Consider the following 15,448-nt stretch of genomic DNA (forward strand, 5'->3'; position numbering starts at 1 on the left):
CCGCGATCGCGTCGGCGGAGCGGAGCCCCGCCCGGCGAGACGAGTTATCGCCGGTCCGACCGGCCGGCCGCGCGGCGCTGCGCCCGATTGCCGCCGTAATGCGGGGCGACCGGCGGCCGCGCTTCGGCTTCGAAGCGGTCGTAGGCGTCGACGATGTCCGATACCAGCCGGTGGCGGACCACATCGCTGCTGGTCAGCTCCGCGAAGTGGATGTCATCGATCTCGGTGAGGATCTCGCTGGCGGCGCGCAGACCGGACCGCGCGCCGGTCGGCAGATCGACCTGCGTCACGTCACCGGTCACCACGATCTTCGAGCCGAACCCGAGGCGGGTCAGGAACATCTTCATCTGCTCGGCGGTGGTGTTCTGTGCCTCGTCGAGGATGATGAACGAGTCGTTCAGCGTGCGCCCGCGCATGTAGGCCAGCGGCGCGACCTCGATGACGCCGGCCGCCATCAGCTTCGGAATGGCCTCCGGATCCATCATGTCGTGCAGCGCGTCGTACAACGGCCGCAGGTACGGATCGATCTTCTCGTTCAGCGTGCCGGGCAGGAAGCCGAGCCGCTCCCCCGCCTCGACCGCGGGACGGGTGAGAATGATCCGGTTGACCTGCTTGGATTGCAGCGCCTGGACCGCCTTCGCCATCGCCAGATAGGTCTTACCGGTACCGGCGGGGCCGATGCCGAACACGATGGTGTTGGCGTCGATCGCGTCGACGTAGCGCTTCTGGTTCAGCGTCTTGGGCCGGATGGTCTTGCCGCGCCGGGACAGGATGTCCAGGCTGAGCACCTCCGCGGGGGACTCGCTGGAGCCCTCGGTGAGCATCGAGACGGTGTGCCGCACGGCTTCCGGAGTCACCACGCGGTTGCGGCCGGTGAGCGCGACCAGCTGCTCGATCACCCGCTCGGCGAGCGCGACGTCGGCCGCCTTGCCGGTGAGGGTGACGGAGTTGCCGCGGACATGGATGTCCGCGTCGAGCAGCGTTTCCAGTTCACGAAGGTTCTGGTCGGCCGAACCGAGGAAGGGGAACACGGATTCTGGAGCGAGTTCGATGCTCGAGCGCACGGTGCGCGCTGCGGGACCCGAACCGTTGTCGCCGGCGCCGATGCCTGCCGCTGGGGTGGACGGGTCGCCGATCTCGCCTTGTGTTCTCAAAAGTGGCTATAGCCTGCTTTCCGGTCTCGACTGCTGTATTGAGAAAAGTTTAACGCGCCCCACCGACACCGCCCAGTGAATAAGCCGCGGGCAGAACCCGCCCTCACGGAATTCCCCCACGCCGCCGCGCCCAATCCTCGGTGAAGTCACGAAAGCGTCGCACCGCGTCCGGTGGCGTCGCCGCGGCGGGCCAGACCAGCCCGACCGAGCGCGCGGCGCCCGCGTCCGCCGGCGGCCCCGTCACCGGGCCGGACAGCGGCCCCGCCGACAGCGGGTCTTCCTGCGTCGTCGGCGGAGCGGCCGGGATTCCCTACGCGCGCGCCGGGTGGCTCGGCCTGGTCTGCGGTATCGGATTGCTGCTGGTCATCGCGGCGCTACTGCTGTGGGTGTCGCATCGAGCGCACCACGGTGCGGCGACAGTGCGTACCGGTAGCGCGCTGGAAACGGCAGCCATCGAGGTTTGAGCCGGTCGCAGCCTCCTGTCGATGACGGCGACTCCGGCGTCCCGGCGCGGCGGCGAGGTGCGGGTCGTCGTTTGGCATGCGCGGCGCGCCCCCGAGTGCCGGTCGAGCGCAGGACGGATGCGACGCCTCGGCAGAGACCCGAGAAGAGCTGGTAGTTCACCAGCGGGGGGTCAGAGCGCCGAGAGCGCCGAGCGCGACCGCCGCCGCGGTGGAGGTTCGCAGCACCGTCGGACCGAGCAACGTCACGTCCGCACCCGCCTCGGCCAAGGCGGTGATTTCCGCGTCGTCCAGCCCGCCTTCGGGGCCCACCACGAGCACGATGCGGGTCGCATCGGCGAAGGGCAGCGTGCTGAAACGGGTGGTACCGGATTCGTGCAGCGCCGCGACGATCGCGCCATCGGCCTTCGCCTCGCGAATCAACTCCAGTACGTCCTTCGTGCGGTGCAGGTCGGACACGTCCGGGATGTAGGCCCGGCGGGACTGGCGGGCGGCCGAACGGGCAGCTGCCCGCCATTTCTCCACGCCTTTGGCCGCTTTGCCCTCCCAGCTCGCGACGCAGCGCGCGGCCTGCCACGGCACGACGGCGTCCGCGCCCGCCTCGGTCATCAACTCGACCGCCAACTCCGAGCGATCCGACTTCGGCAGCGCCTGCACGACGGTGACCGACGGGGCGGGCGGAGCCGCCAGCACCCGGTTGCGCACGGCCAGATCGAGCCGGTCGCGTTGCGCGGCGACGACTTCCGATTCGGCGAGCACGCCGCGTCCATCGGAGAGGGTGATCGGCTCGCCGACCCGGATGCGACGCACGGTGGCTGCGTGCCTGCCCTCCGGGCCGTCGAGCACCGCGACTGCGCCCGGCTCGGGCACCTCGTCGAGGTAGAAGACCGTCGCGGCCACCTAGCGCCCGCTGAACGAGGCGCGCAACCGCGCGAACAAGCCGCTGTTGTGCTCGGACTGCGCCGACATCACCTCGGCGCGCTCCCGCTCGCGCAACCCTTTGTACTTGCGCAGCAGTTCGGTCTGCTTGCTGTCCAGCTTGGCCGGGATCACGATGTCCAGGTGCGCGAGCAGGTCGCCGCGCGCGCTGGAGCGCAGCCGCGGCATGCCGTGCCCGCGCAGCACCGAGATCTCGCCTGGCTGAGTGCCCGCCGGAATGGACAGCTCGGTCGGGCCGTCCAGGATCGTGTCGATCACGACGGTGGTGCCCAGCGCCGCGTCGACCATCGGCACCCGGATCGTGCAGTGCAGATCGTCACCGTCGCGGACGAAGACGTCGTGCGGCTGCTCCACGATCTCGACATACAGGTCGCCCGCGTGGCCGCCACCCGGGCCGACCTCGCCCTGCGCGGCCAGCCGCACCCGCATGCCGTTCGCGACGCCCGCGGGAATCGGGGCGGCGATCTCGCGGCGCGCCCGCACCCGGCCGTCGCCACCGCACTTGTGGCAGGGGTCCGGAATGGTCTCGCCCGCGCCGCGGCAGGTGGGACACGGGCGCGAGGTCAGCACCTGACCGAGGAAGGATCGCTGCACGGACTGCACTTCGCCTGCGCCGCCACAGGTTTCGCAACGCACCGGCTTGGAGTTGCCGTTGGTGCCGGAACCCTGGCAGATGTCGCACAGGATCGCGGTGTCCACGGTCAGGTGTTTGGTCACGCCGACCGCGCACTCGGCCAGGCTGAGCCGGGTGCGAATCAGCGAATCGGCGCCGGGCTGGACGCGGCCGCGCGGCTTGCGCGTACCGGCCGATCCGCTCATGCCGCCGAAGAACGCCTCGAACACGTCGCCGAGCCCGCCGAAGCCCGCGCCGTTGAATCCGGCCCCGCCGCCGCCGGATTCCAGCGGGTCGCCGCCCATGTCGACGATGCGCCGCTTCTCCGGATCCGACAGCACCTCGTAGGCGGTCGACACTTCCTTGAACTTGGCCTGCGCCGCCTCGTCGGGGTTGACGTCGGGGTGGAGCTCACGCGCCAGCTTGCGGTAGGCCCGCTTGATCTCCTGGTCGGTCGCGTTCTTCGCGACGCCGAGCAGTCCGTAGTAGTCCCGTGCCACTTGAGTTCTCTAGTCCTTGGTCGTTCTCGACAGTGCCGCCGGTGCCCGCGACGCGTGCGAAGCGCGCAGGCAACAGCATTAGTCTTGTGCACTCAACTTTATCCGGCCGAAGGGTCGAGCGTAGCAGTGGCGTCGCCGGTCGACGTCAGGTCAGCGTTCGGCGAGGACCTCGCCGATATATCGGGCGACGGCCGCGACCGAGGCGATGGTGCCCGGATAGTCCATCCGGGTCGGGCCGAGCACCCCCATACCGCCGAGCACCGCGCCGGCCGCGCCGTAGCCGGTGGACACCACCGACGTGCCGCGCATCTGCTCGACCTGCGTCTCCTCGCCGATGCGCACCGTGACCGTCCCCGGCTGCTGGGCCGCGGCCAGCAGCTTGAGCACGACCACCTGCTCCTCCAGCGCTTCCAGCACCGCGCGCAGCGACCCGGGGAAACCGAAGTCGGCGGCGTTGCGGGTGAGATTGGCGGTGCCGCCGAGCACCAATCGCTCCTCGGGGTGTTCCACGAGGGTCTCCACCAGCACCGTCGACACCCGCACCAGCACGTCGCGCAGCCGCACCGGCGCGTGCTCGGGTAGCTCGGCGACCGCCGCCGAGGCCGTGGCCAGCCGTTTGCCGTCCATCGCACCGCCGAGCATGCCGCGCAGCGCGGCCAGATCCTCGTCATCGATCACCGCGCCGAGTTCCACCAGACGCTGGTCCACCCGGCCGGTGTCGGTGATCACCACCAGCAGCAGGCGCGCGGGATTCAGCGCGACCACCTCGATGTGCCGCACCGTGGACGCCGACACGGTCGGGTACTGCACCACGGCGACCTGCCTGGTCAGCTGTGCCAGCAGGCGCACACCCCGGCGCAGCACGTCGTCGAGATCGACGCCGGATTCCAGGAATTCCAGAATCGCCCTGCGCTCCGCCGGCGACAGCGGTTTCACCTCGGAGATCCGGTCCACGAACTGCCGGTAGCCCTTGTCGGTGGGGATGCGGCCGGAACTCGTGTGCGGCTGCGTGATGTAGCCCTCGGCCTCGAGCACCGCCATGTCGTTGCGCACCGTCGCACTGGAAACACCCAGGTTGTGCCGCTCGACCAGCGTCTTCGACCCGATCGGCTCCTTGGTCGCGACATAGTCCGCGACGATTGCGCGCAGGACCTCGAAGCGCCGATCCTCGGTGCTCGACATCGGCCGCACCTCCTCGCATTGGTCTCCGGTCGCGCCGTATCCGGCGCCGACGTCCCGTGGCCACCACTGAGCGCAGGCGAATCACGGTTCGTCTGTCGACCACAGTCTAATTGTCGGTACCCGAATCCCTCGCCCGCTACGCGTGCCCCGCGACACGGGAGCAATGCCGCGCTCAGCGCGGGACGGCGGCTTCGATCACGGCGGCCACGGCGTCGGGCCGGGAGACCAGCGAGGCGTGCGAGGCGTCGATCTCGCTGGTGCGGGCGCCCATGCGCTGGGCCATGAAGCGCTGCGCGGACGGAGGTATGACTCGGTCGGCGGCCGAGACGAGGTACCAGCTCGGCGTGCCGGACCAGGACGGCGATCCGGAGGGTTCGAGGTTCGCTTTCACGGCGATGGAGTGCTGGTGGGCGATCATGTCGGCCGCGGTCGCCGGGCCGACGTCCTGGGCGAAGACGGCGTTGAAACTCTCCGGCGCGACATAGCCGTCCAGGTTCTTCCCCGCGACGCCGGTGACGTCGTCCACGATCTTCACCTGCAGCGCGGGCGGGAGCAGCTGACTGCCGGGGAAGCGGATCGGGTCGAGCGCCTGCTGGGCCACCTCGCCTTGCACCGGTGCGAAGGCCGCGATGTACACGAGGGATTCGACCTTCGGATCGCGCACGTTGCTGATCACGAAGCCGCCGTAGGAGTGCCCGGCCAGCACGACCGGACCGCTGATCGTGTCCAGGGTCCGCTGCACCGCGGCCGCGTCGTAGGCGGGCCCGCGCAACGGATTCTCCGGGGTCACCACGCGGTAGCCGCGCTCGCGCAGCGCGGCGGCGACGCCGTCCCAGCTGGTCGTGTCGGCGAAGGCGCCGTGTACGAGCACGATGGTGGGCAGCGGCTGCGCCTGCGCGGGTCCGGCCGACATCGTGGCGGCGAGGGCGAGGGCGAGCGCGGCCACGGCGCGGCGCAAGCAGAGTTTGTTCGTCATCGGGTCTCGGCTCCTCAGTTCTGTACGAAGTCCAGCAGATCGGTGTCGAACGCCTTCTCGTAAGGGCCGCACAGGCCGTGCGGCGCGCCGGGATACACCTTCAACCGCGCTCGCGGCAGCAGTTCGGCCGTCTTGGCGCCCGCCGCGGCCAGCGGCACGATCTGGTCGTCGTCGCCGTGCGCCACCAGCACCGGGATGTCGATGCTCGGCAGCTCGGCGGTGAAATCGGTCTCGGAGAACGCCTTGACGCAGTCCAGCGCGGCCTTCAGCCCCACCTGCATGCCCATCAGCCAGAAGTGGTCGCGCAGCCCTTGCGAGACCTCGGCACCCGCGCGGTTGGCGCCGTAGAACGGGACCGACAGGTCCTTCCAGAACTGCGATCGGTCGGCGGCGACGCCGGCGCGGATGTCGTCGAACGCCTGGATCGGCGTTCCCTCGGGATTGGCGTCGGTCCGCAGCATCAACGGCGGGACCGCGCCGAGTAGCACCGCCTTGGCGACCCGCGACGTACCGTGCCGGGACAGATATCTGGTCACCTCGCCGCCGCCGGTGGAGTGCCCGACCAGAATCACGTCCTTGATGTCCAGCTCGTTCAGCACCGCGGCGAGGTCGTCGGCGTAGTGGTCCATGTCGTGCCCGTCCCACACGTCGCCGGAGCGGCCGTGCCCGCGCCGGTCGTGCGCGATGGCGCGGCACCCGTTGCTCGCGACCAGGTTCATCTGGTTGTCCCAGGCGTCGCCGTTCAGCGGCCAGCCATGGCTGAACACCACGGGGCGTCCCGAACCCCAGTCCGTGTAGTAGATCTCGACGCCATCGGTGGTGGTGATCGTCGGCATGGCGGTTCCCTTCGATCCGGAGTGATGGTCGGACTGCGCGTCGCCGGGCGCCGCCGGAGGGTGCTCGCCGAGGCCGTGCCCGAACACCACCGGACGTACGCGTGGTCACGCCACCGCGCCCCTCCACCGCACCCGGAATCGATCTTGGTCGTCGTTCGACAGCGTAGGACGGGCGGCGTCCGGAAAAACGACTCCGCGTGCACGATCTTCGGCTCTGAATGCACGGCCCGATCGGCCGCGCCCGTGCGAGGATTGCCGAATCTGTCTCATTTGCGACGGAGGCTGTGATGACGGTCGTGTTCGATTCGGACACTGTCGCGCCGCACGAGCGGGCGGCCGCGGTGGCCGCGGCGGTACAGCAGGCATCGGTCCCGTCCCACGTAGTGCTGGACGGGCCGGACGAGCGTATTCACGCCGTGTTCGACGTGTGGCGGTTCGGCGAGGCGAGCGTCGTCCGCGCCCGCACCTCGGGCATCCAGCTGATCCGGACGCCGAAACAAGTGCGCATCTCGCCCGCGCCGGTGCTGGCGATCGCGGTGCAGCAGGCCGGCGACGGACGCTACGAGCAAGGCGGCGTCCAGCGGGTGGTGCGACCGGGCGAACTGCACGTCATGGATCTGAACGCGCCCTACGACTTCAGCAGGCGCGGCGAGGGTGCGTCGACCTGCATGCACGTGCCGCTCGATCAGCTCGGCCTGCCCGCCGAGCTGATCAGCCAGGCCGCCGCCAGAGTGCAGCACAGCCCGCACTACCGGCTGGTGGCCAACCACATCCTCCAGCTGACCGCCGAGGCCGACGCGCTCAGCGCCGACCCGGCCGCCGCGTTGTCCGGCTGCGCCAGTATCGAGTTGATCAGGGGACTGCTGTTGTCGGCGGGCAGCGACGACGGCAGCGGCTCCGTAGCGCCCTCCGACCTGTTGCTGTCCCGGCTGCGCGCCTATGTCCGGCGCAACCTGGCCGATCCCGAGTTGGGGCCGGAGCAGATCGCCAAAGCGCACAACATGTCCGTCCGGCAGCTCTACAAGATCTGCGCGAACGCGGAATACAGCCTCGAACAGTGGATCATCGGCCAGCGGCTGGAGCGGGTCCGGGGCGATCTGGCCCGGCCGGACCAGAAGCACCGGACGATCGCGATGATCGCGCGCCGCTGGGGTTTTCGCGATCCGTCGCATTTCGCCCGGCGTTTCCGCGCCGCCTACGGGCTCTCGCCGCGGGAATGGCGCAGGACCGTCCTGGCCGCGAACGAGCCGTAGCGGTCAGCCGCGACCGCCGGCTCTCGCCTGTTTGCCCGCGAGGGCGTCGAGACCGAGCATCGCCAGCAGCGACTCACAGTCTGCGGCGTTCTCCGCGTAGCTGGCGACGGTGCGGGCGGCGACGGCGCACTGGCGCGCGTTCTCCGCTTTCTCCGCTGCTCGCGCCTCCGCGAATTCGCCCGGTTCATGGATAAGGGTGATGTGTCGTGCCGACGCCATGAGTCTCCTTGGGGTTGGTCGCAGACTACGCGGACGGGCGAGGTCGCGTTACCGGAACGAGACAGGTGGTCCTGACCGGTCACCGATTCGTGACGCGACGCCGAGCGCGTCACCGGCCTCGCACACCAGGCCATGCGCCGGACGACCGGAGCCGGCGCCGGGTACTCGATCCGCGGACCGACCGCGTCGCCTCGGCAGCTGGGGGCGGCGAACACGCTGATCAGTCGAGCAGTTCACGGACAACGCCGTCGGCGAGGAGACGCCCCCGATCGGTGAGCACGAGCCGGTCGTCCGCGGTGCGCAGCGCGAGACCGTCGCCGACCACCCGGTCGACGGCGGCGCGGGCCGAGGAAGCCAGATCGGCCAGCGGCAGGCCGGTGCGCAGCCGGACGGCTAGCATCACCCGCTCCGTGTACCGCTCCTCCGCGCTGAGCGCCTCCCAGCCCGCGGCGGGCAGCCCGCCCGCGCCGACCCGATCGGCGTACCGCGCGGGATGCTTCACGTTCCACCACCGCACGCCGCCGACATGACTGTGCGCGCCGGGCCCGGCGCCGAGCCAGTCGCCGCCGTCCCAGTAGCCGAGGTTGTGCCTGCAGGCCGCCGCCTCGCCCGCGGCCCAGTTCGACACCTCGTACCAGCCCAGACCCGCCGATCGGAGGCGCGCGTCGATCCGTTCGTAGCGGGCGGCGAGCACGTCGTCGTCCGGCGCGGGCAGTTCACCGCGGCGCACCCGGCGGGCGAGCGCGGTGCCGTCCTCCACGATCAGCGAGTACGCCGAGACGTGATCGACGCCGGCCGCGAGCACCGCGTCCAGGCTGGCGTCGAGGTCGGCGTCGCGCTCGCCGGGCGTGCCGTAGATCAGATCCAGATTGACGTGCTCGAATCCCGCGGCGCGTGCTTCCCGCGCTGCGGCCACCGCGCGGCCCGGGGTGTGCGTGCGGTCGAGCACCTTCAGGACGTGCGCGGCGGCGGATTGCATGCCCAGCGACACTCTGGTGTATCCCGCCGCCCGGATGCGCTCGAAGAACTCCGGGGAGGTGGATTCCGGATTGGACTCCGTGGTGACCTCGGCCCCGGTGGCGAGGGTGAACTCGGCGCGCACGGCGTCCAGCACCGCAGCGAGGCCGTCACCACCCAGGAGGGAGGGCGTGCCGCCGCCGACGAAGACGGTGGACACTTCCGGCGTCGGGGTGGGCAACGCCGCGAACTCCCGCGCCGCGGTGGCGAGCTCGCCCCGCAACGCCGTCAGCCACGACTGCGGTGACGCCGACGTGCCGAGTTCCCCCGCGGTGTAGGTGTTGAAGTCGCAGTAGCCGCACCGCGTGGCGCAGAACGGCACGTGGACGTAGATGCCGAAGGGGCCGTCGCCGAAGTCGTGCAGCACCGGCGCGGCGGTGCCGGTGCTCGCGGACAGGGCGGAAGAACTCACCTGTCCAGTGTGAACGCCACCGCGACCGCGCCGACACCCGGGGACTCCGCCAGGGGCGAACGGCTCCCGGTTCTCCTCTCGGACCGATTCGCGGTCGCGGCCGCCGCACCCGGCGAGCGGAGACGCGACGGCCGCACGGTCGAGTGTCCGGCGCCACCGCGACGGGCGCCCTACCCCGCCGGCCGCCCGGGCTCAGTCACCCACGACCGGGGTGTTCTGGTTCGCGGTGAGCACCCAATGCCCGTCCTCCTTGGACATCACGTACAGCGGGCTGCCTTCGCTGTCCAACACGCCCTCCGGGGTGAAATAACGCTGCCGTACCTTGACCGCGGCCACGTCCGGGCGGATGAACAGTACGTGCTCGACCTCGTAGGTGGCGGTGCCGTGCGCGGTGGCCCCCGGCAGTACCTGGGCGGTGAACTCGGCGATGGCGGCGCGGCCGAAGAGACGTTTGCCGTGGCCGGTGGTCCAGATCGCGTCCTCCCGGAAGAGCGCGGCGAATTCGTCGACGAGTTCGTTGCGCTGGGCGTGCTGGACACTCGCGACCACCGCCCGGATGGCCTCGAGTTCGGCGGCGGGATCGACTGGTGTGGTACTCATGCCGCCGAGCGTGCTACCTCCACCTCACTCGAGGTCAAGCGGCGTGCGCGGTGTCACACCGGATGCGGCGGTGATATCACGCGCCCGGCTTCGGTCCGGACTATGACTGCCGTCACAAACCGGGGCGAGCGTCCAGGGCATTTCCCGTCAAAGTGCGGGAAATACTGGAAGCGGGGTCGGAAGGCCATCGCTGACGTGGCACAATGGGCCGCATGCGCGCTTTGGAGATCCGACTTGTGGCACGTCGCCACGTCGATTACAAGCGCGTCTGTAGCGCCTGCTGTCTGCCCGGTTCCCCCCGGTAGCTCAGCGCGCCCGATCCCCGGGTCCCCGGCGATCCCCGACTTCATCGGCCCGCTGACACCGCAGGCGTGAGTCAGCCCCTCACGCCCTCAGCAGGATGTACCACCCACCCCGCAGGAGCGACCCCATGACGTCGAGTACCGACGCCGGTCCGAACGATCAGCCCACGCCCGAATCCCAGCCCGGGCACCGCGCGCGTCCCGACCGCCCGGCCTCCGAACGCCGCGTCCGCCCGGACCGCCCACGTCCCGAGGCGACCTCCACCGGTCCGCGCGCCCGCACCGGCAAGCCTGTGCGCCGCAAGGCCGAAGGCCAGTGGGCGCTGGGCTACCGCGAGCCGCTGAACCCGAACGAGCAGTCCAAAAAGGACGACAACCCGCTCAACGTCCGCGCCCGCATCGAGAACATCTACGCCAAGACCGGCTTCGACGGGATCGACAAAGGCGACCTGCGCGGCCGGTTCCGCTGGTGGGGTCTGTACACCCAGCGCGAGCAGGGCTACGACGGCACCTGGACCGGTGACGAGAACATCGACCTGCTCGAGGCCAAGTACTTCATGATGCGCGTGCGCTGCGACGGCGGCGCGCTGAACCTCGCGCAACTGCGCACCCTCGGTCAGATCTCCACCGAGTTCGCCCGCGACACCGCGGATCTGTCCGACCGGGAGAACGTGCAGTACCACTGGATCGAGGTGGAGAACGTCCCCGAGATCTGGAAGCGGATCGAGGCGGTCGGACTGAAGACCACCGAGGCGTGCGGCGACTGCCCGCGTGTGGTGCTCGGGTCCCCGCTGGCGGGCGAGTCGCTGGACGAGGTCATCGACCCGACGCCCGCGATCGAGGAGATCGTGCGCCGCTACATCGGCAAGAAGGAGTATTCCAACCTGCCGCGCAAGTTCAAGACCGCGATCTCCGGCCAGCAGGACGTGGTGCACGAGATCAACGACGTGGCGTTCGTCGGCGTCGTGCACCCCGAACACGGCCCCGGTCTGGACCTGTGGGTCGGCGGCGGCCTGTCCACCAACCCGATGCTCGCCCAGCGGGTGGGCGTGTGGGTGCCGCTGGAGGAGGTGCCGGACGTGTGGGAGGCCGTCGTCTCGATCTTCCGCGACTACGGTTACCGCCGCCTGCGCACCAAGGCGCGCCTGAAGTTCCTGATCAAGGACTGGGGCATCGAGAAGTTCCGCCAGGTGCTGGAGGACGAGTACCTGAAGCGCAAGCTGATCGACGGCCCCGCACCCGAGCAGCCGACCAAGCCGATCGACCACGTCGGCGTGCAGCGGCTGCGCAACGGGCTCAACGCCGTCGGCTTCTCCCCCATCGCGGGCCGGGTGTCGGGCACCGTCCTGACCGAGGTCGCCGACGCGGTGGAACGGATCGGCTCCGACCGCGTCCGGTTCACCCCCTATCAGAAACTGATCGTGCTCGACGTGCCCGACGACAAGGTCGACACGCTGATCGATGAGCTGGAACCGCTCGGCCTGCAGGCGCGCCCCTCGCTGTGGCGGCGCAATCTGATGGCCTGCACCGGTATCGAGTTCTGCAAGCTCTCCTTCGCCGAGACCCGCAAGCGGTCCCAGGCGCTGGTGCCGGAGCTGGAGGAACGGCTGGCGGATCTGAACGCGCAGCTGGACGTCCCGATCACGATCAACATCAACGGTTGCCCGAACTCCTGCGCCCGCTCGCAGATCGCCGACATCGGGTTCAAGGGCCAGTTGGTCGACGACGGCAGCGGGAATCACGTGGAGGGCTTCCAGGTTCACCTCGGTGGCAGCCTCGGCTTCGACAGCGCCTTCGGGCGCAAGCTGCGCCAGCACAAGGTGACCACGCAGGAATTGGGCGACTACATCGACCGGGTGGTGCGCAATTTCGTCAAGCAGCGGACCGACGGCGAACGGTTCGCCCAGTGGGCGGTCCGCGCCGACGAGGCCGACCTGAGATAAGTGTCGACGGGAGATCAACTGTGACAACCGAACTCGCGGAAAAGCTGTCCGAGGACGAGCTCCGCGCCATCGCCGCGCGCGGTGCCGCCGAACTCGACGGCGCCTCGGCGACCGAACTCCTGCAGTGGACCGAGGATACCTTCGGCAGGAACTACATCGTGGCTTCCAACATGCAGGACGGGGTGCTCGTGCACCTGGCCGCAGGCGTTCGCGCCGGCGTGGACGTGCTGTTCCTGGACACCGGCTACCACTTCGCCGAGACCATCGGCACCCGGGACGCGGTGGAGGCCGTGTACGGGGTGAACGTGATCGACGTCCAGCCGGAGCACACGGTCGCCGAGCAGGATCGGCTGCTGGGCAAGGATCTGTTCGCCCGCGAGCCGAACGAGTGCTGTCGGTTGCGCAAGGTGGTCCCGCTGCAGAAGTCGCTCGCGGGGTACAACGCCTGGGTCACCGGCATTCGCCGGGTGGAGGCGCCGACCCGGGCGAACGCGCCGCTGATCTCGTTCGACGAGGCGTTCGGACTGGTGAAGATCAACCCGATCGCGACGTGGTCCGACGACGAGATGCAGGACTACATCGAAAAGCACGGCATCCTCGTCAATCCCCTGGTGGAGGAGGGGTATCCGTCCATCGGCTGCGCTCCGTGCACGCGGAAGCCGGAGCCGGGAGCCGATCCGCGAAGCGGCCGTTGGGCAGGCCTCGCCAAGACCGAATGCGGGTTGCACACAGCATGACCGAGTCAGGGCCCGGAGGAGGCAGCCTGCGTAACCACGTAGGGCCCCTCGGGCATGCGAAGAAGGACACAGCATGACCGAAACCATTCGAAGCGAACGATCGCTCGGCATCACCGATTTCGACACCCTCGCCGCGCTGGAGTCCGAGGCGATCCACATCTTCCGCGAGGTGGCGGGCGAGTTCGAGCGGCCGGTGATCCTGTTCTCCGGCGGCAAGGACTCCACGGTGCTGCTGCATCTGGCGCTCAAGGCGTTCTGGCCCGCGCCGCTCCCGTTCGCCCTGCTGCACGTGGACACCGGGCACAACCTGCCCGAGGTGCTGGAGTTCCGGGACAAGGTGGTCGAGCGCTACGGCCTGCGCCTGCACGTGGCGAAGGTGGAGGACTACCTGGCCGACGGCAGGCTCACCGAGCGCCCCGACGGCATCCGCAACCCCTTGCAGACCGTCCCGCTGCTGGACGCGATCAGCGAGCACCGGTTCGACGCCGTGTTCGGCGGCGGCCGCCGCGACGAGGAGCGCTCGCGCGCCAAGGAGCGGATCTTCTCGCTGCGCAACGCCTTCGGCCAGTGGGACCCGAAGCGGCAGCGTCCCGAGTTGTGGAATCTCTACAACGGGCGTCACGCGCCGGGCGAGCACGTGCGCGTGTTCCCGCTGAGCAACTGGACCGAGCTGGACATCTGGCGCTACATCGCCCGCGAGGACATCGACCTGGCGAGCATCTACTACGCGCACGAACGTCCGGTGTACCTGCGCGACGGCATGTGGATGACGCCCGGCGTGTGGGGCGGCCCGCGCGACGGCGAGGTGCTGGAGACCCGATCGGTGCGCTACCGCACCGTGGGTGACGGTTCCTCCACCGGCGCCATCCTTTCCGACGCGGCCGACAACGAGGCGATCCTCGCCGAGGTGGCCGCGTCCCGACTGACCGAACGCGGTGCGACCCGCGGTGACGACCGCGTCTCCGAAGCCGCGATGGAAGACCGCAAACGAGAGGGCTATTTCTGACATGTCCGACCTATTGAGGCTGGCCACCGCCGGTTCTGTCGACGACGGCAAGTCCACTCTGGTCGGACGCCTGCTCTACGACACGAAATCCGTTCTGGCCGACCAGATCGACGCCGTCACCCGCGCGTCGGTGGACAAGGGTCTCGCCACACCGGATCTCTCGCTGCTCGTGGACGGGCTGCGCGCGGAACGTGAACAGGGCATCACCATCGATGTCGCCTACCGCTACTTCGCCACTCCGCGCCGCTCTTTCGTGCTCGCGGACACCCCCGGGCACGTGCAGTACACCCGCAACACCGTGTCCGGCGCGTCCACCGCGCAACTGGTGATTCTGCTCGTCGACGCGCGCAAGGGCGTGATCGAGCAGACCCGCAGGCACGCGGCAGTGCTCGCGCTGCTCGGCGTGCCGAAGCTGGTGCTCGCCGTGAACAAGATCGATCTGGTGGACGACGCCGCCGCCGTCTTCGCCGCCATCTCCGCGGAGTTCAACGAGCTCACCAGCACGCTTGGCTGGTCGAGCGAGGACGTGCTGGAGATCCCGGTCTCGGCGCTGCACGGCGACAACATCGCCACCCGGTCGGACAACACCCCGTACTACGACGGTCCCTCGCTGATCGAGCACCTGGAATCGGTGCCGGTCGATGCCGACAGCACCGGCAATCACGCGCTGGGGCTGCGGTTCCCGGTGCAATACGTGATCCGGCCGCGCACCGCCGAGTACCCGGACTATCGCGGCTACGCCGGGCAGATCGCGGCGGGCGCGGTCGCCCCGGGCGACGAGGTCGTGGTGCTGCCCTCGGGTATCCGCACGACCGTGGAGCGGATCGACACCCCCGACGGTGAACTCGCGGTGGCCCAGGCCGGACGCAGTGTCACGCTGATCCTCGCCGACGACGTGGACATCTCCCGAGGCGACATCATCGCTTCGACCGCCGACGCGCCCGAGCCGGTCGACGCCTTCGACGCCACCGTCTGCTGGCTGGGCGACAAGCCGCTGCGCCCCGGCGCGCGACTGCTGCTCAAGCACGGCACGCGCACCACCCAGGCGATCGTCGGCGCACTGCTGGAGCGCTTCGACGAGCAGCGCCTGGCAGCCGACCCGAGCCCGGAGTCGTTGGAGCTCAACGAGATCGGCCGCATCTCGGTGCGGGTCGCCGAGCCGATCGCGGCCGACGACTACCGGGTGAACCGGCACACCGGCAGCTTCCTGCTGATCGACCCGGCCGGTGGCAATACGCTGGCGGCCGGTCTGGTCGGTGACGTGCTGACCGCCGTCGAGGTCGGCACCGGAGCCTGAC

Annotated in this window: 16 protein-coding genes; 7 read left to right on the forward strand and 9 right to left on the reverse strand. The window is 69.8% G+C overall.

Going from position 1 to position 15,448, the window contains the following annotated elements; all coding sequences use genetic code 11:
- Positions 1-44: 44 nt before the first annotated feature.
- Positions 45-1,106, reverse strand: a complete 1,062-nt coding sequence (locus tag GVY64_RS23240) for a PhoH family protein (protein ID WP_159845429.1) — start codon at positions 1,104-1,106, stop codon at positions 45-47.
- Between the two features lie 188 nt (positions 1,107-1,294).
- Here GVY64_RS23240 and GVY64_RS23245 point away from each other — a divergent pair, with 188 nt between their 5' ends.
- The gene (locus tag GVY64_RS23245; RefSeq protein WP_159845075.1) at positions 1,295-1,618 is read left to right on the forward strand and encodes a hypothetical protein; all 324 of its coding nucleotides are present in this window, start codon (positions 1,295-1,297) and stop codon (positions 1,616-1,618) included.
- Positions 1,619-1,774: 156 nt separating this feature from the next.
- On the opposite strand, the gene GVY64_RS23250 is transcribed toward GVY64_RS23245, so the two are convergent.
- The 5 genes from GVY64_RS23250 to GVY64_RS23270 all read right to left on the reverse strand — a co-directional run bounded on the left by GVY64_RS23250 (position 1,775) and on the right by GVY64_RS23270 (position 6,661).
- Entirely contained in the window at positions 1,775-2,515 is a 741-nt protein-coding gene (locus tag GVY64_RS23250; RefSeq protein ID WP_159845080.1) for a 16S rRNA (uracil(1498)-N(3))-methyltransferase, read from the reverse strand.
- Complete coding sequence (gene dnaJ / locus GVY64_RS23255; protein ID WP_159845083.1) at positions 2,516-3,667, reverse strand: molecular chaperone DnaJ; 1,152 nt, start codon at positions 3,665-3,667, stop codon at positions 2,516-2,518. It lies immediately after the preceding gene.
- Between the two features lie 150 nt (positions 3,668-3,817).
- Entirely contained in the window at positions 3,818-4,849 is a 1,032-nt protein-coding gene (gene hrcA / locus GVY64_RS23260; protein ID WP_159845088.1) for a heat-inducible transcriptional repressor HrcA, read from the reverse strand.
- A gap of 172 nt (positions 4,850-5,021) precedes the next feature.
- Positions 5,022-5,825, reverse strand: a complete 804-nt coding sequence (locus tag GVY64_RS23265) for an alpha/beta fold hydrolase (protein ID WP_159845093.1) — start codon at positions 5,823-5,825, stop codon at positions 5,022-5,024.
- A gap of 14 nt (positions 5,826-5,839) precedes the next feature.
- A complete protein-coding gene (locus tag GVY64_RS23270) occupies positions 5,840-6,661 on the reverse strand; it encodes an alpha/beta fold hydrolase (protein ID WP_159845097.1) in 822 nt (273 codons plus the stop codon).
- A gap of 287 nt (positions 6,662-6,948) precedes the next feature.
- On the opposite strand from GVY64_RS23270, the gene GVY64_RS23275 reads away from it, so the two are divergent.
- Positions 6,949-7,914, forward strand: coding sequence for a helix-turn-helix domain-containing protein (locus GVY64_RS23275; RefSeq protein WP_159845100.1), 966 nt, complete (start codon positions 6,949-6,951; stop codon positions 7,912-7,914).
- A gap of 3 nt (positions 7,915-7,917) precedes the next feature.
- Here the strand turns inward: GVY64_RS23275 and GVY64_RS23280 are convergent, their stop codons facing one another.
- The 3 genes from GVY64_RS23280 to GVY64_RS23290 form a co-directional block, all read right to left on the reverse strand.
- Entirely contained in the window at positions 7,918-8,133 is a 216-nt protein-coding gene (locus tag GVY64_RS23280) for a hypothetical protein (protein WP_159845104.1), read from the reverse strand.
- Between the two features lie 220 nt (positions 8,134-8,353).
- Positions 8,354-9,562, reverse strand: coding sequence for a radical SAM family heme chaperone HemW (hemW, locus tag GVY64_RS23285; RefSeq protein ID WP_201298127.1), 1,209 nt, complete (start codon positions 9,560-9,562; stop codon positions 8,354-8,356).
- Positions 9,563-9,754: 192 nt separating this feature from the next.
- The gene (locus GVY64_RS23290; protein WP_159845108.1) at positions 9,755-10,162 is read right to left on the reverse strand and encodes an SgcJ/EcaC family oxidoreductase; all 408 of its coding nucleotides are present in this window, start codon (positions 10,160-10,162) and stop codon (positions 9,755-9,757) included.
- A gap of 212 nt (positions 10,163-10,374) precedes the next feature.
- On the opposite strand from GVY64_RS23290, the gene GVY64_RS39175 reads away from it, so the two are divergent.
- The 5 genes from GVY64_RS39175 to GVY64_RS23310 all read left to right on the forward strand — a co-directional run bounded on the left by GVY64_RS39175 (position 10,375) and on the right by GVY64_RS23310 (position 15,447).
- Complete coding sequence (locus tag GVY64_RS39175; protein WP_350909175.1) at positions 10,375-10,467, forward strand: Ms4527A family Cys-rich leader peptide; 93 nt, start codon at positions 10,375-10,377, stop codon at positions 10,465-10,467.
- A 125-nt stretch (positions 10,468-10,592) separates the two neighbouring features.
- Complete coding sequence (locus tag GVY64_RS23295; RefSeq protein WP_236567083.1) at positions 10,593-12,407, forward strand: nitrite/sulfite reductase; 1,815 nt, start codon at positions 10,593-10,595, stop codon at positions 12,405-12,407.
- 20 nt (positions 12,408-12,427) lie between these two features.
- Positions 12,428-13,144, forward strand: coding sequence for a phosphoadenylyl-sulfate reductase (locus GVY64_RS23300; RefSeq protein WP_159845111.1), 717 nt, complete (start codon positions 12,428-12,430; stop codon positions 13,142-13,144).
- Positions 13,145-13,217: 73 nt separating this feature from the next.
- Positions 13,218-14,150: a sulfate adenylyltransferase subunit CysD gene (cysD, locus tag GVY64_RS23305; protein WP_159845116.1), complete on the forward strand. Its 933-nt coding sequence runs from the start codon at positions 13,218-13,220 to the stop codon at positions 14,148-14,150.
- Position 14,151: 1 nt separating this feature from the next.
- Complete coding sequence (locus tag GVY64_RS23310; protein ID WP_159845119.1) at positions 14,152-15,447, forward strand: sulfate adenylyltransferase subunit 1; 1,296 nt, start codon at positions 14,152-14,154, stop codon at positions 15,445-15,447.
- Position 15,448: the final 1 nt, after the last annotated feature.

It is taken from the genome of Nocardia sp. CY41 (assembly GCF_009829325.1).
Taxonomy (GTDB): domain Bacteria; phylum Actinomycetota; class Actinomycetes; order Mycobacteriales; family Mycobacteriaceae; genus Nocardia.